This is a genomic window from Microcoleus sp. PH2017_34_RAT_O_A (genome assembly GCF_020737885.1).
GTDB lineage: Bacteria > Cyanobacteriota > Cyanobacteriia > Cyanobacteriales > Microcoleaceae > Microcoleus.
Window position 1 is genome coordinate 1 of sequence record NZ_JAEQDD010000048.1, and the last position, 24,392, is coordinate 24,392.

The window sequence follows — 24,392 nt, forward strand, 5'->3', positions numbered from 1 at the left end:
AGGTATGTAGTTGCGCTTCAGCGCTCTTTGGCTTGGTATATGAAAGAGCGCGGCGTGGCTGATTGACGGTATGAATTAAGTTCTACCCAAAAGCTCAACTACATACCTATTGTGTTTTTATCGATCGTAAAAAAAGTAAATTCATACTCAAGTTCAGCAACGCCAAGAGCGCTGAAGCGCAACTACATACCTCAATGCCAAGAGCGCTGAAGCGCAACTACGTACCTCAATGCCAAGAGCGCTGAAGCGCAACTACATACCTCAATGCCAAGAGCGCTGAAGCGCAACTACGTACCTCAATGCCAAGAGCGCTGAAGCGCAACTACGTACCTCAATGCCAAGAGCGCTGAAGCGCAACTACATACCTCAATGCCAAGAGCGCCCAAGCGCAACTACATACCTAAATGCTAAGAGCGCCCAAGCGCAACTACATACCTATTGAACGGGCTCTCCGGCCCGTTCCTAAAAAGCTTAGCGCGAGATAAAATGCGCCCAAACATTCCCATCAGGCCCGGCTACTTGATTGATATAGCCATACGGATACATCAACTTTCTTCCCTCAGTATCTCTGTAACCCGTGAGTGCATCTCCCCACGGATCTTGCACGATATAACCCTCAGAATTGTAGCCAATTAAAGTGATAATGTGACCCGCCCCCGTAAAATCTCCCGCTAAAACTATCGGCCGCCGATTCAGCAATTCCGATCGCACGTCAGCCCATTTCCGAGTCGCACTAAAACTCGTCTTAAACCCGTAAGCCTTAATCAGCGCCGAAAGCACGTTGTGATCGGTTTGAGAACCCTGGCCGGCATAGTCGAAACACCACTGCAACAACTCATCCTCCAACTGTCCCCCATACTTAGAACGAACGCCGTAATAATACAGCACCATCGCGATCGCAGTTACGTTGCAAGTAGACCAGTCAAAACGCGGATTGTCCCGCTGTGAAAAATACGGCACGTTCAATTCCACATTGTTCGGAACCGGATCGAAAATTTTATCTCCCCGCTTGAACTGAACAAAACTTGGAAAAACATAACCTGTATTGCCGAAATTTTGCAGCTCTTCAGTCAGAGAAACTTTCAGGTGATCGGTTTCCAAACCGTAGCTTTCCACACCGTAAACTCGACCTAAAGGCAGTGTAGTTCTCTCGGTAGCCGTCAGCTTGGCAGCATCTACAGGGCGTTTTTTAAACACAGTTGGTTGCAGCATTGTCATTGTCAAAGCATCCGGGTCAAAGGGAACTTCTTTGCCGTTTTTCTTGATTTGAACAGATTGCCAATAGATAAATCCCACATTGCCAAAACCGGGAATAGCTTCGGCGAAAGTTACTCGGAAATGCCCCAAAATGCAGGCATAACCAGTGATGGCGTAGGTGCTGCCTAAAGTTAGTTCAGCAATTTGGTTTGCAGGGAGTTTCGATGATTCTTTTGGTTGACCTTTAATCAGAGTTGTTTGAGTTACCAACAGTTGAGCATTCCCGTTGCTATTGGGTACGTCTGCTAGGTCGAATTTCAGGACTTTTGTACCTTTGGCAAGCTGAACGTCTGGTTCGTAAAAATAGCCAAAAGTGCCGATCGGCGAAATTGTCGAATCCAGAACCACTTTGAGATGCCCGTCAATAAATCCGTACTTGCTAAGGGCCAAAGTCTGACCTGCTTTGACAAGAACTTTTTGCTGGTTGTTGAGGCGGGAACCATCAACCGGGGCTACCTTAAACCAAGTGTCGGAAACTATCTTTAAGCTCAAATCTTTTCCGACAGTCAGCGGATCTGAACTTACGGTAATATAAATTATTTGGCTGGCGGTAACGTTTCCTTTGCTGTCAGTTGCCCGCAATCTCAGCCAGCGAGCTCCGGGTATGCTAAATCCTTTAGCCAAATTCACTTGCCAAGTGCCTGCTTGTTGGTTGAGTGTCACGGTTAGCGGAAATTTATCCTCAGCTATTACCTCAACTTTTGCTGCTTCTTGCTTGTCAAAAGTACCTGAAAGTGCGATCGACTGATTGACCAAAACCTCTGTCGGGCCTTGATACGTTAAATTTGGGGCCGGATTGAAAGATTTGCCACCTTTGGCAAATTGCACGAAATCTGGATAAACAAAACCCGTATTGCCAAAGGGCGGCAAATTTTCAGTCAGCGAGACTTTAATATGACCTTGTTCGATCGAGAATCCGGAAATTCCGTAAATCATTCCCGCCGGTAAAGTGATTTTTTCTGGCAGTTGCAGCTTGACAGCATCCACCGGCCGTTTTTTCAACACAGTAGTTTTGACAACAGTCATGGTAACTGCATTTCTGTTACAGGCAATCCCCTTGCCGTCTTGCAAAATCTGGACGTGTTGCGAGTACATAAATCCCGAATTGCCGAAGTTGGGAATTGGGCGATCGAGAGTGACTCGAAAATGACTTTCCACGCAAGCGTAGCCGAAGATATTGAAAGTTTCCCCCTGGTCAAATCGCACTTTCTGAGTCGGGCTTAAAATAGTCGAATCTGCGGGGTTGCGCTTTAACCAGGTTTTTTTGTTCACCCACAGCAACTGCATTCCAGGGGGCGGGGTAGGTAGATCGGCGCGATCGAAGATCAGGATTTTTGAGCCTTTAGTGATGACTGCGTGCTTTTCGTAAAAAAAGCCGGATTTTCCTACCGGAGAAATTGGATTATTGAGTTCAACATTCAGGTGTTCGTCTTCTAACTCGTAGCTGCTAATTTGATAACTTTTACCTGCGGGTATTTCCGCTTTTTGCTGGGAGTTAAGACTGCCAGAAGGCACTGTTCCGGCTTTTAATTGGGTATCTTGGAGCGTAATTAACGTGAAAGAGCGATCGGGTGTGTTAGAAGCAGGATTAACTTTGATGTTAATTGTTTGTTCGCCGATAACTTTGCCTGTTTTATCAGTTGCCTTCACCTGCACCGTGCGAGTACCGGCGCTATCGAATCCTTTCTCTAAACTAATGTTCCAAATGCCTGTCGATAAATTTATCCCGGCCTTCAGGGAATTTGAGCCTTCTGCTGCTGAGATTGCCGCCACTTGATTTTTATCAAAACTGCCAACTAAGACAGAGGCTCGATTAGCCTCAACTTCTTGTGGGCCTAAATAACTCAAAATAGTCTTGGTGCTTGTCATTATGTATCCGCCTACCTACTTAATTATTCAGCTACAGCAAGGATAACTTCTCATTTTATCAAACACAACGATCCGATCCCGGACAAAATCGCTCCTGGACTGAATCTAGGGGCAGTTAATGCGTTTTAAAGCATGAATTTTTTATTGTTGGCGAGATTTTTACCAGAAATCTAACAGTCCAGCTAGCGATCGCGCACCTGACGCGAATATACCGCTGGTTGAGAGAATTTGTGGCGCAATTTTTGCGAGAAAAAATTTAATGGAAGTAGGTTATTACCCCCTATACCTTTGACCCCTCACTTAGCTCATTTGAGATTTTAGATTGAGGGATTTTAGATTGAGGAATTTTAGTCGTAGGGTGTGTCGCGACGAAAAATTTTTATAAGGAATGAGAATTAAATAACTTACAATCTTTATTGTTCTTGTGGAATGGGCGTCCCGCCCGTCCTTCCGGGACGGGCGGGACGCCCATCCCACTTTCAAGAGTGTAAATTATTTAATTTGCGATCCTAAGACTTACGCACGGGTTGCCAGAAACCGGGTTTTTGCGATAATACTTTGCTGTGATTCGCAAATTTGGGAAAAAACCCGGTTTCTTTAGACTTACGCACGGGTTGCCAGAAACCGGGTTTTTGCGATAATACTTTGCTGTGATTCGCAAATTTGGGAAAAAACCCGGTTTCTTTGTCGGAGTGCGTATTTCACATATCCGCAATAGTTTGATAAACAAACACAAAATTTATTCTGTAGCAATTTTTGGTGGAAATGGTATTACAAAAAAATCCGGTTTCTACGAGAAAATTGCGTGTAGCAACGAGATATCTCGGAAGAAACCGGATTTTTAGCCCTTTAGTGCGTTCAGGAATGTTAGACTAACGGCGGCTAAACTATGGTGACCAGAATATCTTGAGCGTGAGAGTCAACTTTCATCGTTTCCCCTTCATAAACCTGAATAATTTTGCCAGTACCGTCGATAACAAAAGTAACGCGCTTGGCATAATCACCTTTCTCAACATCGTAAGCTTTGGTAATAGCACCATCAACATCTGCTAATAGCTGGAAAGGCAAACCGTACTTCTCCGTGAACTTTTGGTGCGATTCTTCGTTGTCGCGGCTGACACCGAGAACTACAATGTCTTTGCCCTTGTATTCTTCATGGGCTGCTTTGAAGCTTTGAGCTTGTCTGGTGCAACCGGGGGTGTCATCTTTGGGGTAGAAATACAAGATTACGGTTTTACCCGTGAAGTCGGAGAGGGAGACGGTTTTGCCGTTTGTGTCTTTGGCGGTGAATTGAGGAGCCGCGCACCCAACTGGTAATGTCATAGTTTTGTTGACCTTGCGATTGATAAAGATATTTTAGTTGATTGTGGGCTGTTGTTGTCAATCTCTTAAATTTAGATTCGGAATTGAGCGACCAAAATGTAAAATCTACCTTTCGGAATAGTTTTGATGGGTAATTTTGTGCCTTGACTGACGGGCGATATTGTGTTAGATTGTGGGCGTGGACTCCGAATATACTGACGCTATCAAACTTGATGAAGTAAGTAAAATATGATAGATTTTTACACTGTTATTATCCGAAAGAGTGCCAAGTATTGGGTGGCATTGTGTTTGGAGAATGGATTGGTTGGACAAGGAAATACTCCCGAACAGTCTATCGACAAACTCAAACAGGCGATCGAGTCATTTTCTGAAGTTTATGAAGCTGAATTAAATATTTATCTTAATCCTCTTGCTATTAATGAATTGCACGAGTTTCTTACTTTAGAAGATGCGGAAGCTTCAGATACTTATGAACTAAGAAAAGTTTATGCCTAAAATAATTAGACTTACAGGACTTACGCAGGGGGTCCAGAAACCGGGTTTTTTGACGAAAATACTGAGTTACAACCCGCAGATTTGGTAAAAAACCCGGTTTCTTTGGTAGAAGTGGGTAAGTCCTGACTTAATTAATTTTGGCAACAAGTTCTAACATATTCTCGAACAACAAGAGATAAATCAAACAATACTTGCTCTCCTTCTATTCTTTTGACTAAATAACGTTGACGCAATGATTCTAACCCATTCATTAAGTCCATTGATGAGAGAGATAAACTTTGTCTTAAATCTTCTCTTGACACAGGTTGCTCAAATTTACTTAATTGTAAAACAATCTCTTGTTCTCTGGGTGATAGTCGCTTGAATAATTTAGTCAACCGAGATTTCATGTCTTTAGTGACAATTAAACTATCTTCGTTTAAGAAATCAGCGACTTTGCCCCCAAAAATATTTTTAATTAAGCTGACAATATCTTTTAAATAAACGGGATTACCTTCATATAACTTTATAAGTTGCGCCCAAGTTTCATCATCCTTTAATCCCCAGTTTTTCATGATTGACCTACTCTCTACTCCTTCTAACTCTAAGCACTTAATAGGATATAACTCCTCATCCAAGCAAATCATTTCTTGACATTGTTCCTGACTAATTAAGATCAAACTGCTTTGATGTTCAATCTCTGTCATCATTGTAAACAAGTTTTGGTAATTTTTATATTCCGTTTTGAATTGTCCTGCCCAGTCTCCCTTTATAAATAATTCTTGGATATCATCAAGAATAATTAAACATTTTTTCTGACGTAAAACATTAAAAAGTTGAGTTAACTTATTGTCAGGTTGAACAGAATCATGATTAACACCTGTTAAAATTTCAGTAATAATGCCATCTAAAGATTGAGATAGTTTGAGGTTTTTCCAGACAACTACATCAAATTGTTGTAAATTGAGATCGACAAACTGTTTAACTAGGGTAGTTTTACCGATTCCGCTTAAGCCTAAAACTGAGATTAGACGAGTATTTTGATGAGTTAGCCAATGGGATAGGGTTTGAAGTTCGGTTGTGCGATCGTAAAAATGGGTAATTTTCGGTGCTAGGGTTAAATCGTGAAAATTTGAGCTAGGTTTACTTTTAGCTTGATTTTGTTGATTATCTTGATGAGATTGATCTAGCGTTTGCGAACAGAAATTAAATTTATGATGATTTCCGATACCTATCACCTGTGATGATTTAACATAAATCCTTTCTATTGTTGAACGAAAATTGTATTTATTAACATCTTCGCCTAACTGTTTAGATAAAATTTGCAAAAGTTTATAACCTATGTCTCTAACATGACTTTCACTGCGATGACATTCATCTGCAATTGTCTCATAAGTCTGTCCCTGCCAAACTCCTTTAATCACCGTTTCCTGAATATCATCTAAGTGTTTTCCCGTCTGGGCAAAAACTAACTCATCAGCAAACTGTAACACTTCTTTAACATCCATAAAATTTATAGGGTATAAGTATTTCAGCCATTATAGCTCAGCTTGGGCAGGCACGATCAGGCATTGTCGGACAATCACGTTAATAATTTGTTACAAAAGACTGGATTAAATCAGGCATTTTCCTATAGCGGCCGATCGATTTTTACTTTATCTTTATTAAAGAAAACTAAGAATTTTTCAAATAGGAGACAACAATGACTAAAACTATAAGCGCGCCAAACTTTGTCAATTTAGGCACAGAAAAAACTCCTGTTAGCTCGCCAAATATTGATAAAGCGATGGAGAGTTTTATTTGCACAGAGATTGTTGCAAAAGATGGAAAAAATACGGATACAAGCACGGCAGGGAACGATAAGGTAGTTGATGATTAATGCGATTAATTATTGACCGAGAGTCAGATGTATAAAACAGAAAAAACATCTGGATTAATTATTTCACTTTCACGTTCCCGTGAAGATAATCATACTTTTTTTTACGGGAATCTCTTCTCAATAAAAGTTTAGCCAACCTAGTTTAGGATTTTTAAAATTTATGTTTGTCCCTCTAAATTTATCTCAACAACAAATAGATTGTCTTCGTTTAACATCAACAGTTTCTCTGGATGAATATTATATTGAAATAGTTGATTTTTTAGGAAATTTTCCTGAAATTACCTATGTTTCTCCTCCTCATGTAGATATTCTGCCAAAAACTCTAACAGATTTAGAAAAATATTTAGATAAAACTGAAAAGTTTACCGAACAAATTTCATATTTAAATTATGACGAGTCGCAAAAAAAACAACTTTTTCAAGAACTACTAGAAATAAGTAAAAAGCGCGGATATAAAATCATTCTTTCTGTATTGAGTTTTGTTCAAAAGTTACTAGAGTTAGAGATTAGCGATTGTGAATTGAGATTTATTGAGAAAATAATCGATTTTTGCATATACATTAAATCACCTGAAATCACACTTCACCTAGAACAAATACTCAGAAAAATTTTAGGTAAGAGAAATATTGTTCTTTATATTTCTGATATCGAAGATGCTCACTTTACCATGCACCTCGATCCTATGGAGAGAAACTTTCTATTTATAGCAGTCGATCTAATTGTTTCTCTATACTCGTCTCCACAGGGCTACCCAATACCTACTGAAAATGTTTTTTTACTATTTGATATTTCAACCTATATCTGGTACAGAAAGCCGTCCAGCTTGCCTCGTGTAAACACACCACTGGAAAAACTCACGAGACAAGACATATTAGAGTTTGTTGATTCACTAAGAATAAAATATGCGTACAAGCTATTTCCTCAATATAATATAAGCGATCAAAAATTGGTTTATTTTGAAGTAATGGCAAAGGAACTTAAGCAAATAAAAATATGTAACAGCTATTTTGAAAATTCTACATATCTCTGGAAAAAAGGAGAGTTCATCAAACCTTTGGCTATGCAGGCAAGTCGCAGTTCAGACTGGTTGATTGAGCAAGCTTTCTCTCCTTTTGTTTATGATAATGAGTGTTCTTTATGGATTTCAACAATGCCTCCTGTTATCAGACAGAACAATATTTATAAAGAGTATGAGATAAGAGGAACATACTTTATGGACTATGTATCTTGTGTTAAGATTGAAACTCAAAAATTAACAGGTAAAAAAGCTGGTATAGATTGGCGGTACTCTCATGGTCTGAAGGAAAATATGTCGGAAATAAATTTACCTGATTATGTTGTTAGTGAGTTAATCAATTGTTTTAATGTATTGCAACTTCGTTTTTGTACTTTTGATCTGATATTTGATGGTCAAGACTACTACTTACTAGATATTAATTACAACGGACAATGGATTTTTTCAGATGAAAAGTGTGACATGAAAATTACTCGCCAAATTTTAGACTATTTGGGAATAAGGGGTAATTCTTCTCCAATGCCAAAAATACAGGGATGAGTTACAACTTGCAGAGGGAGCTATGCCATATCAAGCCCGGTCATATATTTTAGTATATTTTTTATAACTCCACTTAGACTCTAAATAGGTAATCATAAAAATATACTACCTATGCTGAGCCAAATCAATGACTTTTATCCCATCCGAAGCGTTTAAATCTATTAGTTATCCCAGCCGCACTGTCAAAAGAGCCGATCGCGCGATCCGGTGTGCTCCTTTTCAATTACACTTCTTCCAGACCATCCGCGATAACAGCGTTTTCCTAAGCGCGATCGCCTCAAATGCAGGTGTCGAAAGTGGCTACACCCGATCGCCCGTATCCGAACTCGCAGCCGAAAACTCGCTGCTGTGGCTGATTCAAGTCGGCGTGTTGCGGCGCGAAGTAGATGGACAAGGGATTACCGATAGTTTTCGCCTCACGCCCCTGGGCCGCCAACTCGTGGAAAAATGGGAACAGCAAGGAAATAGTTTGCCAACTGCTTCATTGTGCGATCGCCTGGGAAATGCCGTTAGCCGAGGGTTCGGACTATTTTCATAAGAGCGTTAAGGCGGTAAGGTGCGCGCCGCGCACCTGCATAATTAGATTTTAATGAGGACTGAAGTCCTCACTACAAACGTCAATTTCTCTCCCCGAATTTTCAGGTAATTAGCCCTGATTCAAAAAGCGGCTAGCCATCGACATGGCGTCAGTAATATCTACGTCGCCGTCTCCATCTCCATCTAAAAACGCATTCAAAACGGGATTTGCGCCCTGGGCTGGATTTTGGGCGTTGCCGCCGCTTTGCAGCAAATTGAGTACCAAGGGCAGTAAAACAGGGATCATCCCTTGCACTGTTTCGTTATTCAAGCCGGTTCTTTGGGCGATATCGGTCACTATTTGCGTCAGTTGGCCACCTCCGAACAAACTCTGTACCGCTTGTGCATTGGGATTTGTGCCGCTAAATTGGTTGACAACTTCTTGGGCTTGTGCGTCTCCAGATTGCGATCGCACGTCTTGCAATGCCGATCGCACGTATCCACCCAAAACCGACATCGCTAGCTGAGTCGTACCCGCATCGACGCCGTGGTTGCCGCTCAACTGCTCTACCGCACCCAGAATGTTGCCCAACTGATTGGGACTTGCTTGTTGGTTGGGATTGTCGATCGCACTCAAAATTTGGTCAAAGAGTCCCATAATTTTCGCTCCGTACAGTGGTTGCTCAACTGTGAATTATAGCAAAGCCTGTTTTTTAAGATTACCGAAAATAGTTTTGAATTGGGTATTTTCACTCATCATACTATTTTTTTATTAGGACGCTCGTTCTTATCCTGCACTAGCAACTTGGTTTATCGTTTCCGTTATCGGATATTTTAGGATGCACTTATACGATTACGATTTTAGATGTTAGATTGAAAAATTGGGAATGACTGATTCCGTAAGGATTTGGAAAACTGGAAAATCAGTTGCATTCTTTTTGGCAACTGGTATGACGTTAATAAACCGTGTTTCTAGGTACTTAAGATATATTTGTTTAAAAAACTATATAGTTCAACTCGCGATCGAATAAATAGGTAGGTAGGTATCAGTAAACCGACAAAGGCGTTCGGGCGGGTGAGTGGAACAATAAATTGTCTGCTAAGCTACAATTGCAGCCTCGGGCGCGATCGCCATGTTTTAGTTGCATCCGCTGGCACTCAAACCCACACTGCATCGAACCCGAAGGACAAGGCGAATCGGGATTTACGAGCGCGACATTACGATCGGGCGCTTCAACAGTTCCGAGTTCTGGCGAAAATGTAAAAATCAAAATATAACCCTTTTACTTGCCCCTGCCCCATGCCTTTGCCGCGCCTGCTAACATTAATTGCCGCTTTCTGCCTCACCCTGGGGTTGATTATTGGGCTGGTGAGTTCCTTAACTGGGCTTTACAGTCAAGTTGCGTTGTCTGCTTCTCCGCTGCTGGCTAATTTGCTAATTTTCCTGATCGTTGTACTTTTAGCAACGCTAATTTTTGCGCTGTTTTATTATTTTAGGCTGCTGCAACGTCCGGGAAAAGTTAAGGGAAAACGGGCGATAGATCCGAAGATTCCTGTTGTCAAAAGCGAAGCTGCTTCGGAAAATCTCAAAGCAATCAGGCAGCAAGTCGATCGCATTCAAGATGAAGTAGCACGGCAAGCTTTGCTGTTGAGAGCCCGCGAAATAGAAGCTAGCATGGCCCGCGGCAATGTTCGGATCGTTGTTTTCGGTACCGGTTCTGCGGGCAAAACTTCGGCTGTAAATGCGCTGGTGGGGCGGATGGCCGGACAGGTGGGGGCGCCAATGGGAACTACCGAAGTTGGAGAAACTTACACTCTGAAATTGAAAGGAGTCGATCGAGAATTAGCAATTACTGATACCCCAGGCATCTTGGAAGCGGGAGTAGCGGGGACTTACAGAGAGGAATTGGCGCGGCAGTTGGCGGCCCGGGCTGATTTGATCTTATTTGTGTTGGACGGCGATTTACGCAAATCTGAGTATGAACCGCTGCGGACTTTGGCCCAAATTGGCAAAAGGTCGATCGTGGTTTTTAATAAAGTAGACCTTTATCCCGACAACGACAGAGACGAAATTATCGATCGACTGCGACAGCGAGTTAAAGGTTTAATATCAGCAATGGATGTAGTTGCAATTAGCGCCAACCCGCAAAAAGTTGTACTAGAAAGCGGGACAATATTTCAGCCAGACCCCGATATGATGCCATTAATTCGGCGAATCGCAGCAATTTTGCGAGCCGAAGGCGAAGACTTAATTGCGGACAACATTTTGCTACAATCTCAGCATTTGGGAGACCAAGCACGCAAATTAATTGACGCTCAAAGACGGCGCGCTGCTGATAAAGTAGTAGAGCGCTTTCAGTGGATCGGAGCCGGAGTAATTGCCGTTACGCCTTTGCCAGTTGTAGATTTGTTAGCGACAGCAGCAGTTAACGCTCAAATGGTAGTAGAAATTGCCAAGATTTACGGCTGCGAATTAAATATCGATCGCGCCAAAGAACTAGCCCTGTCTCTCGCCAAAACCCTAGCCAGCTTAGGAATAGTTGAAGGCGTAATTCAAGTAGTCTCAAGGGCGTTGCAGTTAAGTGTAGCCGGATTTGTACTTGGCAAAGCAATTCAAGCAGTCAGCGCCGCTTATTTAACCAGAATTGCCGGGAAAAGTTTTATTGAATATTTCCGACACGACCAAGATTGGGGTGACGGCGGCATCGCCGAAGTCGTGCAAAGGCAGTTTCAGTTAAATCGGAAAGACGAGTTTGTCAAAGCTTTTGTCAAAGATGCGATCGCCCGCGTTGTCGAACCTCTAAACATCTACCAGCAAGAAGAATCGGAACCAGAATTAGAAATGTCAGCAGAATTGGAACCCGAACCCTTGTATCAGCACCCAGGCGACGATTGGGAAACCCACAGCAACAAGCGAAACGATGAATGGTAATTGTCAGTTGACAGTTGACAGTTGACAGTTGACAGTTGACAGTTGTTAGTTGTTATAGCGGTTCTCACAAAGACGAGGTACGTTGTTGGGCTTCAGCCCTCTTGATTTAAGCGGTTATGTAAGCTGTCAGCCATACCTCATCTTTTTGAGAAAGGCTATATTAGTTATTAGTTATTAGTCAACAGTCATTAGTTCCAGGGCTATTTCATGTTTCATTCTGCTGAAACCAGCCTTTCTTGAGGTTAAGATTGTCCGAAGAGAGGCACGTTAGCGCAGCGATCCGAAGGAAAGCAAACAAGAGTGTCTATTTTTCATATGGTTTGATCGACTTGGCTCTAAGTAAGTCGGCGCTTTAAAACACAACTATGTAAACGATTGTAAAGTGTCCAAATGCTTTCTACTGGCTGACTTAAGCCTGTTTACATACTGTTACATAAGCCCAATACCGTTTACTTAAGAACACCCTGGGGGTAAAACCCTATGAACAATAGATACGGAGATTGCTTTCCTTCGGATCGCGAAAGCTAACGTGCCTCTCTTCGGACCATCTTAAGTAAACCGTATTGGGTTAAAACAGACTAGAATAATAAAATGCAGTCAGACAGAGGTAGGTTAAAAACTCTGTCTGACTGCTGCTTTGAGATCGGGAAATAGCTTTATTTCAAATTAGTCGATCGCGTCTACCGCTCTTTCAGCAGCTCGTTGAGTTCTGTCAATATCTCGATTTACTTTCGCGCGAACCTTGTCCGAGGCATCTTCAGCGCTGTATTTTACATTTCCCGCTGCATCTTTGACATTTTCTTTGCCTTCGCTGACATTATATCTCAGCGACTCAGTACCCTCAGCAGCTCTTTCTTTTGCTCCCTCGGTGGCTTCTTTAACAATCCCTTTTGCTCCCTTCAAGCCTTCGCGAGTATTTTCCTTAAGATTAGCAAAGCCTTGTTTTGTTTTGTCACCAAACTCATCAGCTTTCTGCTGAGCGGTACGAACATTGTCATTCATCTTCTCGCCAATTTGGTCGAGTTTGTTCGGCGCGTCATCTGCTACCCGCCGGATATTTTCACGCACATTGCTACTAGATTTGGTTTCGATGCGGCGCTGGGCTTCCTCTTTAAGAAGCTTAGCTTGTGCTTCTACTCCTTTAACCATTGGGTTTCTGGGATCGTCATCGCTGTATTGATTCTGGCCGCCTTTGTATACGGAAGTTACAGCCTCTGAAGGCACTTCTTTTCTAATTTGGTCGGCAGTTTTTCCGGCTATGACATCAGATCCCTTGCAGGCAGTGCTCACAAATACTAAAATGCCGACGAGAAACACTGTTAAAATTTGTACAGCTCGAATTTTTTTCAGAAATGCAGTTAGTCTGTTCATAAAAATGCTCCTTTCTATGGTGACTTATTTTTTGGAATATGTTTAAATGCCTGGTGGTTCTGTAGGTGGCTACCATTACAAACATTAAGCACTCAAACACTTTTTTAAATATACGAAGACAAACAGAAGTTTTTCATCTATCTGAAGTAACATTCCTTAAGTCATACTAGAAGCAATAACAAAAGCTTTAGTTATAGTCGCGAGAGCAGGAATGAGAGCTAAATGATAGTAAAAAGCATTTTTTACCAGAAATAATTAGTTTAAAGCCTCTCCCTTTGAGGGGAAAATTAAAATCAGACTATTCATTACTCCAATCCTCGGACTTAAGGGTAGAGGTCGCTCTCAAACTGTCAACTGTCAACTGTCAACTGTCAACTGTTGAACTGTAGTTGAACTGTTTTGCGCTTTGGGAGGTAAAAAAACCTTCCGGTCAGGAACCAGAAGGAAATGGGTGTACGATCTCAAGTACAACAAGGTCTTTAATGGCAATTGTCGCCGCACGTGCCGATCGCCCACATCTGTCTAATGGCGGAAAGTATCTGCACAGTTACTAATCATTTTGAATAGCTGTTTTTAGACTCTTGCAGAATTCGCCGATCGCCTCTAAACCCTCTTCTGGAGTTCCTTGGGCCAAGCGTTTCACAAAAGCACTACCAACAATCGCAGCATCTGCACCCCATTCTTTGACTTGACGGGCGTGTTCGGGTTTCGAGATACCAAAGCCGACGCCGATGGGTTTGTCGGTGATGCTGCGGATTTCTTGCAGCAACTCTTTTGCTCGCGTATCTAAGCCTTCCCGCACTCCTGTCACCCCCATCACGCTGACTAAGTAAATAAATCCTTGAGACGCGCGAGCGATCGCTTCTATGCGACTTTTGGGACTTGTGGGAGCAACTAATAAGGTGAGTTCAATCCCTAATTTGTTGGCAGGTTGGATGAGGCTGTCAGCTTCTTCTAAGGGCAAGTCTGGTACAAGCAATCCCTGAACTCCAGCACTTTTGATTTCCTGCAAGAAGGTTTCGATACCTCGGTACAAAATCGGGTTGTAGTATGCGAAGAGAATGATGGGCGATCGCAAATTCGGACTAACTCTCGCTACCATTTCCAGTACCGAATCTAACCGCGTTCCCCGCTGTAGCGCCCTCGTAGCAGCAGCTTGAATCACCGGCCCGTCAGCTAGGGGATCGGAATAAGGTACGCCAAGCTCGATCGCATCTGCACCGTTATCATCCAAAACTTGTAGCGCTTTAGCCGTTGTCTCCAAATCTGGATCGCCAGCAGTAATAAAAGGAATTAATCCACACTGGTTGCTTTTTCGCAACGTTTCAAAACAATGAGAAATAGTCATTAGGGAGTTGGCAGTTGGTTGTTGGCAGTTGATTCTTGGCAGTTGATTCTTGGCAGTTGATTCTTGGCAGTTGATTCTTGGCAGTTGATTCTTGGCAGTTGGTTGTTGGCAGTTGGTATTAGCTAATAACAACTAATATCATGTCCGATTGATTAACCATAATATCCCGGTCGGGGCGGGTTTTTGAGATTATCAATTATTGGCAGGTATTGTTGGCTCACGGGCCCCTACAAAAATCGCGGTCGATCGACCGGACATGATATAACAACTGACAACTAACAACTAACCACTAACAACTGACAACTGACAACTGACAACTAACCACTGACTAACTATCTTTTTCCTGCTCAATTTCGGCTTGAAGTTTGGCTAACTCTTCAGGAGTGAGTTCATCGAGCTGCTTCTGCAAGACAGCATCTTTGTACTCTTTCAGTTGCTGACTGTAAGTCATCTTTTGAGTAAGCGCTCGAAACAAATAAGTCACCAGCCAGCCAATCAAGCCAGCTATCAAAAATAACTGACTCCAAATCCCAGCATTCATGCTGTCGAGTCCGGCGAATTGTAGCACCAAGTAGGCCAACCCACCCGCTACAAAAAAGCCTAGACTGATTCCAATTACGTCAATACGTCGCATTTAGGCTTCTATCTGCCGCCGTTTGGGGCGAAAATTCAAAAAAGGAGCGAGGAGAAACATACCAGGGAAAAAGAAGAACATCAAGAAGTACATGAAGCCACGCTCAAAAGAGGAGGCCACGTACCAGCGACTGTTCAGGTAAGCGTAGGTGCCCGCGGGTACTACCAGGAGGTAAGCTCCTCCCAAGACGGCGTAAAGCAGCAAGGTAATATACATAGATTTGCTTTAAGGGAATAATAACAGGGTCAGTCGGTTGACACGCTCAGCTAGCTGGTTAACTATTGTACCGCTTGGGGAGATACAGCGCGACTTTTGAGAATTTTTCAATTAGGGGTTGCGCTATTTAGGGTTTTGCGTGTAGAATAAAAGGCTGTTGTTGTCAGTGGGTCAAAACCACAGCAGCAGCTTCACGAAAGGGGGTGTGGCGGAATGGTAGACGCTACGGACTTAAAATCCGTTGACCCGAAACGGTCGTGTGGGTTCAAGTCCCTCCACCCCCATTAAATTTTCATGGTTTGTGAGCTAATAGTTTCAGATTGGCCTCAACACCAAGAGTTCTAATTTCCGCTCATCTTTCTCTAAATCCTAAGATGTGGCGGATTTAACTTTTCGGGCGGGCTAGAAGCCCACCCCACAAGAGTTGTAAGAAAGAGAATTCTTCAAATTAGATGCGCGCTAGCTTATAGTAATGCTTGCAAGATTTGTGGGATGGGCTTCTAGCCCGTCCCGGATTTGGGTGGATCTGGTTTTTGAAGCCTGAAGAAGCATGACCGCATATAAGTTATTAGTTATAATCCCATATTTTCTGCGGTCATGCTATAGCCCATACGGATATATTCGCTTGCATTGAGATGCACCCCCCGATTTGTGGGATGGGCTTCTAGCCCGTCCCGGATCGCCTGCTATATTACTCAGCAATTGGCAAAGTAATCGCAAATTCCGTCCCCTGTCCAATTTGAGAATTCATCTCAATTTTGCCTTGATGCTTGGCAACGATTTGATAGGAAATAGCCAATCCTAATCCAGTGCCTTTGCCGATCGACTTTGTAGTAAAAAACGGGTCAAATATCTGTTGGGCAGTGGCTGCGGTAATTCCCGGCCCATTATCCCGAATCTTGACAGTGATAGCATTATCTGCCGTAACTTCCGTGCAGATCCAAATCGTTGGTGAAAACGCTCTGTCTGCCTTTTTTACCTCCTCCAGCGCATCAATTGCATTGCCGAGTACGTTCATAAATACTTGATTCAGTTGCGCTCCATAGCACTCAACCGGAGGCAAATTAGCGTATTCTTTAATAACTTCGATACCTTGTTTGAGTCGGTGATTGAGAATTATCAGGGTGCTGTCTATTCCTTCGTGAATGTCCGCAGGTTTCATGTAACCGTCGTCTAAACGGGAAAAGTTCCGCATGGATACGACAATTTCGCGAATGCGATCGGCTCCCATTTTCATCGAAGCAAGCGTTTTTGGCAAATCTTTGCTGAGAAAGTCCAATTCAATGTCTTCGATGCAGTCTTTAATTTCATCCGGTGGGTTGGGATAGTATGCTTGATAGAGAGTTACCAAGTCTGCCAAATCTTGGATGTATCTATTAGCATGGTCAATGTTACCACCGATGAAATTAACCGGATTGTTGATTTCGTGGGCGATCCCTGCCACCATTTGACCGAGAGACGACATTTTTTCAGTCTGAATTAATTGGGATTGAGTTTCTTTTAGTTCTTGTGTATAATCGCTAACTCGCTGAATCAATTCATTGAAAGAAGCCGCTAAAACTCCGATTTCGTCTTCAGTTGTGACTGGTACTTGCAGGTTAAAATTAGATTCGCGGGCTACTTGCTGGGCGACGTTTGTCACGCTTTCGAGGGGTTGGGCAATGGCGCGGCTCGTTTTGTCCGCCAGTAACACGGCGAGGAGTCCTGAAATTACCATACTCCCGAGAATAATTCGGTTTCGCAAACTTTCAGCTTCTTCTAATGCTTCTACCCCTTGCATTTTTTGAATGTCTACAGTAGCAATTAATTGGGTTAAATGATCGGAAAGTTTATCTAGTACGATCGCCTCTTCGCCGCTGCGATTTCTCAACAATTGTAGCTGTGCCGACTCGATGCGGTTAGCTTCCAAATGCCACACTTCGGCTTCTTTTAATTGCAGTTTAGTTAGCCGATCGTAATAATCGATGACCATCGCATACCTTGGCAATATTGACTGCAAATCTTTCTCTTGTCTTGCTAGCCAGTCGGGATTTTTGATCGCAAAAAATTGTATTTCCGCAATCAGGATTTTCGCCTGATTGATTTGCTGGACAAACCGATCGTGTTCGTATTGCAGCCACACCGTGTTTCCCAAAACTGCCGGGAATCTCGCTGCGTGCGATCGGGCTTCAAATATGCTATTTTGCAAATTTTGCAACAGTTGCTGTTGTTGTTGAGCAACATTTACCTGAATTAAAGCTTGCTTGCGAAAGTAGTCTCCCACTTTCAGGCCCGCACCCGTTCCCAAAATCGCTATGCCGATAGCTAAAGCATAGCCATAGCTGATTTTTTGGCCTATCCGCAAATGGTTGAATCGTTCCCTTAGCCAGTTTAAATTAATAAATCTATGGTGTAACAATTTTTTCTGAGCAGAGTTTGCTGGCTCTACTTTGCTATCTTGGGGCTGAGTGTCGGTCAATAATAACATCGAAAGTTCCTCCCAAACAAATCAGGAGTAGTTGACATCCTGCACAATTTTTTGCAATATCGAGAAACAGCATAAACCTGTATTTCTCAGTTAATCAGTAGATTTGTTGAAAAATTATAATACTTCGTATTCTACTCCCTAAAAAAACGATAGGGAGATACAATAATTTTTCGGATTTTTAACTTTTTCGTTTTCTAGCCTGACAGTTGGTTGAGTACAAAATGTCAAACTAATCTTTCTATTGAATTTGCCAGATCAATTGCTATCTGAGCTGCCAGCCGACGCGATTTACCCCATAACGCCTTAATTATCTCTGTTCTTAGACAAAAGTGTTTGTGATCTGTATCAACAATTTATGTGATTATACGCAACTTTACAAAAATCATAAAAAAAGCTACAGTATTTTCACTTACTTAGTTAAGGATACAAGCTCTAACTACGGGTTCTTCCGGTTTTTTTTGCCAGTTCTAGGTGGGATTTCAGCAATTTTGCGAAAATATCGTCGCTGTCAGTAAATCCATAAGCTTGCATTACATTGGCGATCGACCTTAAAATACAGTTTATAAAGTTAGCTAGTTGTTTCTTCAAAAAACTTATTATAAAATTGAGTAATTCCCCACTGTTTTGGCAACTTTTTTTTAGTTCGGTACTATAAAATAGTAAAATCGAAACACCATCGCATTTCTCATCCCTAAACATTTTCTCTTTTAATCGTGGAGCACGTGTAATCATGGTAAAGTCTCAGTATGAGGGATATTCCGTCGGCAAAAAACACACTTCCGCACTCAGGGAAAACTTCGGGAATGCCAAAGTGTATGCACAAAATGCACAATCAGTGCTTAACAAAGCTACTGGATTTATCAGTGCTTACGATTTCACGCTAAATCCTTATCGGGGCTGTCAGTACGGATGCAGCTATTGTTATGCTGCTGCTTTCAGCCCGAATTCACAGATGCGAGATGATTGGGGAAATTGGGTAATTATCAAGCAAAATGCAGTGGCAATTCTTAAGAAAGAGTTAGAATGTTGGCACAAGAAAAACCCCGATCGCCCACCGACAATTTACATGAGTAGTGTCACAGATCCGTATCAGCCAATTGAATCGAAAGAACAACTAACTAGGCATTTGTTAGAAGTCATGGTTCCCTATCAGCCGACGCTGGTTATCCAAACTCGCAGTCCTATGATAACTAGAGATATCGATATTTTACAGCAATTCCAGCGATTGCGAATCAACATGAGCATTCCAACTGGTAGCGAAAAAGTGCGGAAAGATTTTGAACCAAAATCTCCGAGTATTCCTGCAAGACTTAAAGCTATTGCCAAACTGAAATACAGCTTTCCTTATCAAGAAAATTGCGAAGTCAGATTTTCTATAACTGTGACCCCACTACTACCTACCCTACCCGAAGATGAAGGTAATTTTATTAGCAAGCTAGAAGTTGTCGATCGGGTAGTGATTCAAGATTTTCATGCCAGCAACGAGCGATCGCTAATTGCATCAACGCGCTCAGAAGCATTAGCTCTTAAACAAAAGTACGCTTGGTGGTACAATAGCGAACAGCAGAGTTATCGCAAGTTTAAAAATAAACTCAAGGCGATGCTCCCGGATGTTGAAATCATGGAAGGCAAAGAGGGATTTGGCTATGAATAATCTGCTAGCTAACTGGTGGCGTTCTCAAAAGTTTAACCAAGCCGTTAAGAGTCAAAATAATCGACTTGCCCAAAAACTGTTAAAAGAAATACAAAATTCAGGGGCAAAATTATCGTGGCAGGAGAAACTATATAAAGAATGGCTACAGCTTGAAAAATTATTGCAACAAAAAAATAACCGCCTCCAAGAAGGCGATCGGCGTTTAGCAGAGTTAGAACTGGAACTGGGGTTCGGAAAAATTGATGCCTTTCCCGGAGATATTGATGACTTAAGCTTATTGACTCCGGATACACAATTTATTGAAGTTATTTCACAAAGTTTCAAGCTTAAAGAATGCGATGCCAGCATGATTCAATGCACAGGGATTTATGAAAAAGTATTTGATAAGTTTGAACAACATTTGGCTGGTTTCATCAAAAATGAGCTGAATAATTTGAGTCGGCAAAAAACAAATTTTGATTCTTTACTTCAACAAGCTATTGACGATATACAAAAACTCAAAGAAGGACAAGATCCTCGATACAGTTTTGAGCTAAGTCCTCACATCTATTTAATTAGGTATTTCCTAGATAACGTCTATTGTGCATATCTAGCTTGGTTTCTCATTTACAAAGCAGGATTATTACCAACTAAAGTCAATATCCTTGATATTGCCGCAGGGCCGGGGACAGTTGCCTACGGACTAGGTTTGTTCCTGCAAACTATTAACGACTTTTGTTTAATACCGCCAATGCACATATCCTATTACTCTTTGGAACAGCAAAAAGCTTTTCAATATCGCGGACTCCAATTTTGGCGGCAATATATGGAACCCCACGAGATCAATGCTTACTTTCGGTTTGACACTTCTAGTATCTTTGATGGTGAAAGTCAATCTAGAAAGATTCCTCAAAACTTTTTTGATTTTATTGTAATTTCTCACTGTTTTTTTAACGATGAGGATAGAAGAGAAAAATCCCATCGCATTTATAAGGATATATTTACGGATTGCCTGACAGATTGTGGTTATGTTTTGCTAATTATTCAAGAAAATAAGTTGCTTAAACCTTACAATATTCGTCAAGTTGATGATGAGGAACAGGAGTTAAGCGTAGTAAAACAATTCGTTGACGATCTGGGGTTGAACTTAGTTTGGTATAAATATTTAAGTGCAACTGGTAGCAGGAAATTCCCTCCTAACTTTGCAAAATTTGCTAGAGAAAATTTACCTCTTCAGCAATTTATCAGTCCGCTTTTTCGCCAGCACTTTAAGTTAAATTATGACTTAAATTATAAACTTGACGACTATGTGATATTGGGGAAGAATAATTTTAAATAAAGAAAAGAATCTCACAATTATTGACCAAATAAGTTTCAATTTTAATATTCAACTAGAAAAATCTGTGATTCTAAATTCGACTGACAAACCTACAAATAAATTTCAAAATGGTTGGCATGGCAGCCTCAAGTTAGCCTACGCAAACCGTGACGGGGCTACCCAAATTATTCACAATCAAATGCAAGCGCCGCTCAAGGTACAGCGTCCGTTTTATCCTGAAGGGAAAGAGGTTTGTCACAGCGTAATTTTGCACACGGCTGGGGGAGTTGTCGGGGGCGATCGCCTTTCGCTCAATTTCCACCTCCAACAAAACGCCAAAGCCTTAATCACCACCGCTGCGGCTGGTAAAATTTATCGCAGCAGCGGACAGTCAGCGCAACAAAATATTGACATTCAACTAGATACTGGCGCTCATTTGGAATGGCTTCCCCAGGAAACTATCGTTTTCGACGGCGCAGTTTACCGACAAGACTTGCGGGTAGAATTAGCACCGCAAGCCAGTATTTTGCTGTGGGAAATTACGCGGTTCGGACGCAGTGCTAGGGGCGAAAAGTTCTTGTCTGGAGAATGGCGATCGCACACCGAAATCTGGCAAAAAAACAGCCCTCTGTGGATTGACAGACAATGGCTCAAAGGTGGGGGCGAAATGCTCGAAAGCGCTCACGGCTTAGCAGGAAAACCCGTAGTTGCTACCCTCGCTTGGATCGGCGAACCAGTCACAGCCGAGATGCTGGAAAAAGTGCGAGCTTTGCGGTGCGAAGATACAATTTATTCCGGATCTGTAGCCGTTAATTCTGCTGCCGGCGTTACTCGCATTCCCAACGGTTTGCTGTGCCGATATCGCGGTTCGTCCACCGCTGCCGCCAGAGACTGGTTTGTCGCTATTTGGGAATTGCTGCGCTTGTCTTTTTCAGAACGCCCTTGCTGTTTGCCCAGAGTTTGGATAAAATAGCATTCTCTTTTAGTTTCACCTACTTTCTGTTTCCGGTGCAACACATCAAATGCAATACCCGCCCCCAGTACCAGACAGACTACTTCTTCCGATTGACATTCGTCGTGACAAATATAGCCGATTTAAGTCAGAAATATGCGATCGGCAAAAAGTCGTTTTCGGTTCTTTGCTAAAGTCCAAAAACAAAAGGATAAATCACCTTGACACAAACCAGATGTTAACACTATCTTGAGTCATGGGATGTAATTACCGATGATTTGCCACGGCTGATAGTTGAACTTGAATAAATAATGCGATCGCACTTACAAGAATAAAAATGCAACTCACCCCCCAAGAAAAAGACAAACTGCTGATTTTCACCGCCGCCCTGCTAGCAGAGCGTCGCAAACACAGAGGTTTAAAATTAAACTATCCAGAAGCACTAGCCTACATTTCCGCCGCGATTTTAGAAGGAGCAAGAGATGGCCTCACCGTCGCAGATTTAATGAGCTACGGGACAACTCTCCTGACGCGGGAAGATGTGATGGAAGGGATACCGGAAATGGTGCATGAAGTGCAAGTTGAGGCGACTTTTCCCGACGGAACTAAGTTGGTGACAGTGCACGATCCGATTCGTTAAATAATATTTAAACCCACAGACTCGCAGGAGACAGATATGATTCCGGGAGAAATGATTGTTTCAGACGGTGAAATTGAGCTAAATGCCGATCGCCCAACAGTGCGGTTGCTGGTTGCAAATACGGGTGACAGGCCCATTCAAGTTGGTTCCCACTATCACTTTTACGAAGCAAACGAAGCCTTAGAATTTGAACGAGAACAAGCAAAAGGAATGCGGTTGGATATCCCCGCAGGTACAGCAGTTAGATTTGAGCCGGGAGATGAAAGAGAAATTCAATTAGTACCGTTTGTGGGTAGCCGTCAAGTCTACGGCTTTAATGGAAAAGTGAACGGTCATCTGGAAAGTTAAGTATGAAAGCAGAAAATCGTTTGCAAGTGTTGAATGTTGAATTGGGAATTTGTTAACTTAAAACTCATCCCAGTTAAAATAATGCAACTTTAACCTCGCAATCCCAACCAGGATCGCGCTCGGTCATCCTATGGAAAAGCTAAAATCAAAATGGTATCACTTACCAGAAAGAATTGGTTGAAAGCCTCTCCCCGATCGGGAGAAATTAAAATCAGACTATTCATTACTCCAATTCTCTTCCTTCTAGGTAGAGGTCGCTCTCCTTCGGTCAACTGTCAACTGCCAACTGTCAACTGTTGAACAGCACTACCGCTGGAGAGTGACAAAGCAATGTCAAAAAAAATTCTCTGCATAAGTGTATAAATGCCTTTCTTTTGTTAGTGAAACCTCAGACTTTTGAGCGAGTTAAAATCGGCAGTTTGCGATCGATATTGGTATTCAAAACCGCAAACATACACAGCAAAAGCGCATGATGAATCCAAAATTAGTTGACCAGATAAAACAGATGTTGAAGCAGAGTTTGCTTGCAACGTCGAGGCGTATCTGGAGAACCCCGTTAGATCGGCGTACCAGCATCAAATTATTAGATAACAGCATCGTTTACAAACAGCAGCACGAACCCGTCAACATACCTGCATTAACCTCAGTAAATGGAGTACCTTCTCGGTTTTTTACCACAGAAACAACCGTGTCTTTTGACCCGGATTATGTGTGGAAAATTTCCGTGAATAAACACATAGAGGCTCTAACTATTTGTACGTCTGGAAACACGCTGCTAAATCACAAGTTGCTGTTAGACCTAGATTTTCGGATTAGCGGCGCGGGTATTCTGGAATGGCCTTATAAATCCCACCAAATTACCTATCCGCTGGTAGTTGCTCCTTGGTCGCATTTGTGGTGCAGTTATTACGATTATGTGATTTTTGTACTGGCAAAACTTTGTAGGATTGAGGAGGCTTTAGGTAAGGAGATTTGGCAAGAAGCCAAAATTTGTTATCCTTTGCGCCATACAGCTTTTGAGTTGGATTTTCTGACCAAACTCGGTATTCCTAAAAGCTCGCTAATCGACACTCGGGCTAGAGATACAGGATATCATGCAGAAAGTTTAGTATTAGGAAACAATCAAGATTGGTATTTCCCCAGTCCTTACGATATAGAGCTTTTGCGGAAGAAATTCTGTCTCAAGGAAAATGTCAAGCCTTACAGGAAATTGTATCTTTCTAGAAGCGGGCAACGCCAGGTTAAAAATGAGGCACAAGTACGAGAGGTGTTGAAAGAGTTTGGTTTTGAAATTTTGGAAGATATTTCGCGCACTGTGGATGAACAAATTCGCCTGTTTGCAGAAGCAGCGGTGGTTGTTGGCCCTCACGGCGCTGGTTTTACAAATTTGTTGTGGTGTCAGCCTGGAACGAAAGTATTGGAATGCTTTTATGGCGGGTACACGCCGCCGTTTTTCTATTACATTTCCCAGATATTGGGATTAGAATACTCCCGTATGGTTGATAACAGCGACGATTCGGAAGATTGGAGTTTAATTAGCATGGATATGACGGTGGATGTGGAGGTTTTGAGAAGGGAAATCAAGAAAATGCTGGAATGAATTTACAAATCGACAAATGGGGCGATCGCACAAATGTTGTAAATATAGCCTTTCTCAAAA

General features: G+C 42.2%; 21 protein-coding genes and 1 tRNA gene. 12 read left to right on the forward strand and 10 right to left on the reverse strand.

All coding sequences use genetic code 11. The features are described from left to right. Positions 1–471: 471 nt before the first annotated feature. Both JGK11_RS17210 and JGK11_RS17215 read right to left on the reverse strand, forming a co-directional pair. On the reverse strand, positions 472–3,126 hold the full coding sequence (locus JGK11_RS17210) for a C39 family peptidase (protein ID WP_293212371.1): 2,655 nt from the start codon (positions 3,124–3,126) through the stop codon (positions 472–474). 882 nt (positions 3,127–4,008) lie between these two features. Next, positions 4,009–4,449: a peroxiredoxin gene (locus JGK11_RS17215; protein ID WP_293157736.1), complete on the reverse strand. Its 441-nt coding sequence runs from the start codon at positions 4,447–4,449 to the stop codon at positions 4,009–4,011. Between the two features lie 228 nt (positions 4,450–4,677). On the opposite strand from JGK11_RS17215, the gene JGK11_RS17220 reads away from it, so the two are divergent. Next, positions 4,678–4,944 carry a hypothetical protein gene (locus JGK11_RS17220; RefSeq protein WP_293197001.1) on the forward strand — a complete coding sequence of 89 codons (267 nt, stop codon included), beginning with the start codon at positions 4,678–4,680 and terminating at the stop codon, positions 4,942–4,944. A 131-nt stretch (positions 4,945–5,075) separates the two neighbouring features. On the opposite strand, the gene JGK11_RS17225 is transcribed toward JGK11_RS17220, so the two are convergent. Beyond that, complete coding sequence (locus tag JGK11_RS17225) at positions 5,076–6,431, reverse strand: NB-ARC domain-containing protein (RefSeq protein WP_293197000.1); 1,356 nt, start codon at positions 6,429–6,431, stop codon at positions 5,076–5,078. A gap of 194 nt (positions 6,432–6,625) precedes the next feature. Between JGK11_RS17225 and JGK11_RS17230 the strand changes: the two genes are divergently transcribed. From JGK11_RS17230 to JGK11_RS17240, 3 genes are all read left to right on the forward strand, one after another. Next, positions 6,626–6,802 (forward strand): hypothetical protein, encoded by a 177-nt coding sequence (locus tag JGK11_RS17230; protein WP_293196999.1) that lies wholly within the window; start codon positions 6,626–6,628, stop codon positions 6,800–6,802. 160 nt (positions 6,803–6,962) lie between these two features. After that, entirely contained in the window at positions 6,963–8,357 is a 1,395-nt protein-coding gene (locus JGK11_RS17235) for a hypothetical protein (protein WP_293196998.1), read from the forward strand. A 127-nt stretch (positions 8,358–8,484) separates the two neighbouring features. After that, positions 8,485–8,895: an Npun_F0494 family protein gene (locus tag JGK11_RS17240; protein ID WP_293193489.1), complete on the forward strand. Its 411-nt coding sequence runs from the start codon at positions 8,485–8,487 to the stop codon at positions 8,893–8,895. A gap of 108 nt (positions 8,896–9,003) precedes the next feature. Here JGK11_RS17240 and JGK11_RS17245 read toward each other — a convergent pair whose 3' ends face one another. Together JGK11_RS17245 and JGK11_RS17250 are read right to left on the reverse strand one after the other, a co-directional pair. After that, on the reverse strand, positions 9,004–9,531 hold the full coding sequence (locus tag JGK11_RS17245; RefSeq protein WP_293186526.1) for a DUF937 domain-containing protein: 528 nt from the start codon (positions 9,529–9,531) through the stop codon (positions 9,004–9,006). A gap of 388 nt (positions 9,532–9,919) precedes the next feature. Then, the gene (locus JGK11_RS17250) at positions 9,920–10,144 is read right to left on the reverse strand and encodes a hypothetical protein (RefSeq protein ID WP_293204928.1); all 225 of its coding nucleotides are present in this window, start codon (positions 10,142–10,144) and stop codon (positions 9,920–9,922) included. A gap of 29 nt (positions 10,145–10,173) precedes the next feature. Here JGK11_RS17250 and JGK11_RS17255 point away from each other — a divergent pair, with 29 nt between their 5' ends. Continuing rightward, the gene (locus JGK11_RS17255; RefSeq protein WP_293212372.1) at positions 10,174–11,805 is read left to right on the forward strand and encodes a GTP-binding protein; all 1,632 of its coding nucleotides are present in this window, start codon (positions 10,174–10,176) and stop codon (positions 11,803–11,805) included. 666 nt (positions 11,806–12,471) lie between these two features. Here JGK11_RS17255 and JGK11_RS17260 read toward each other — a convergent pair. From JGK11_RS17260 to ndhL, 4 genes are all read right to left on the reverse strand, one after another. After that, positions 12,472–13,176, reverse strand: a complete 705-nt coding sequence (locus tag JGK11_RS17260; RefSeq protein WP_293193492.1) for a DUF6658 family protein — start codon at positions 13,174–13,176, stop codon at positions 12,472–12,474. A 550-nt stretch (positions 13,177–13,726) separates the two neighbouring features. Beyond that, entirely contained in the window at positions 13,727–14,524 is a 798-nt protein-coding gene (trpA, locus tag JGK11_RS17265; protein WP_293153118.1) for a tryptophan synthase subunit alpha, read from the reverse strand. 328 nt (positions 14,525–14,852) lie between these two features. Continuing rightward, positions 14,853–15,158, reverse strand: coding sequence for a DUF3007 family protein (locus tag JGK11_RS17270; RefSeq protein WP_293186520.1), 306 nt, complete (start codon positions 15,156–15,158; stop codon positions 14,853–14,855). Continuing rightward, positions 15,159–15,374 carry an NAD(P)H-quinone oxidoreductase subunit L gene (gene ndhL, locus JGK11_RS17275; RefSeq protein ID WP_293153127.1) on the reverse strand — a complete coding sequence of 72 codons (216 nt, stop codon included), beginning with the start codon at positions 15,372–15,374 and terminating at the stop codon, positions 15,159–15,161. It abuts the gene before it with no gap. Positions 15,375–15,573: 199 nt separating this feature from the next. Here ndhL and JGK11_RS17280 point away from each other — a divergent pair. Next, positions 15,574–15,658: transfer RNA gene (locus JGK11_RS17280), tRNA-Leu, on the forward strand. A 407-nt stretch (positions 15,659–16,065) separates the two neighbouring features. Here JGK11_RS17280 and JGK11_RS17285 read toward each other — a convergent pair. Continuing rightward, positions 16,066–17,841 (reverse strand): ATP-binding protein, encoded by a 1,776-nt coding sequence (locus JGK11_RS17285; RefSeq protein WP_293186518.1) that lies wholly within the window; start codon positions 17,839–17,841, stop codon positions 16,066–16,068. 730 nt (positions 17,842–18,571) lie between these two features. Between JGK11_RS17285 and JGK11_RS17290 the strand changes: the two genes are divergently transcribed. The 6 genes from JGK11_RS17290 (at position 18,572) to JGK11_RS17315 (ending at position 24,332) form a co-directional block, all read left to right on the forward strand. Then, entirely contained in the window at positions 18,572–19,495 is a 924-nt protein-coding gene (locus JGK11_RS17290; protein WP_293186516.1) for a radical SAM protein, read from the forward strand. Next, positions 19,488–20,813 carry a photosystem II assembly protein gene (locus tag JGK11_RS17295; protein WP_293212373.1) on the forward strand — a complete coding sequence of 442 codons (1,326 nt, stop codon included), beginning with the start codon at positions 19,488–19,490 and terminating at the stop codon, positions 20,811–20,813. The genes JGK11_RS17290 and JGK11_RS17295 overlap by 8 nt, the downstream gene beginning before the upstream one ends. A 64-nt stretch (positions 20,814–20,877) precedes the next feature. Then, entirely contained in the window at positions 20,878–21,765 is an 888-nt protein-coding gene (locus JGK11_RS17300; protein WP_293193495.1) for an urease accessory protein UreD, read from the forward strand. A 316-nt stretch (positions 21,766–22,081) separates the two neighbouring features. Next, positions 22,082–22,384 carry an urease subunit gamma gene (gene ureA / locus JGK11_RS17305; RefSeq protein ID WP_293153142.1) on the forward strand — a complete coding sequence of 101 codons (303 nt, stop codon included), beginning with the start codon at positions 22,082–22,084 and terminating at the stop codon, positions 22,382–22,384. 36 nt (positions 22,385–22,420) lie between these two features. Next, entirely contained in the window at positions 22,421–22,732 is a 312-nt protein-coding gene (locus JGK11_RS17310) for an urease subunit beta (protein ID WP_293186510.1), read from the forward strand. Positions 22,733–23,201: 469 nt separating this feature from the next. After that, a complete protein-coding gene (locus JGK11_RS17315; protein ID WP_293186508.1) occupies positions 23,202–24,332 on the forward strand; it encodes a glycosyltransferase family 61 protein in 1,131 nt (376 codons plus the stop codon). Positions 24,333–24,392 lie beyond the last annotated feature (60 nt).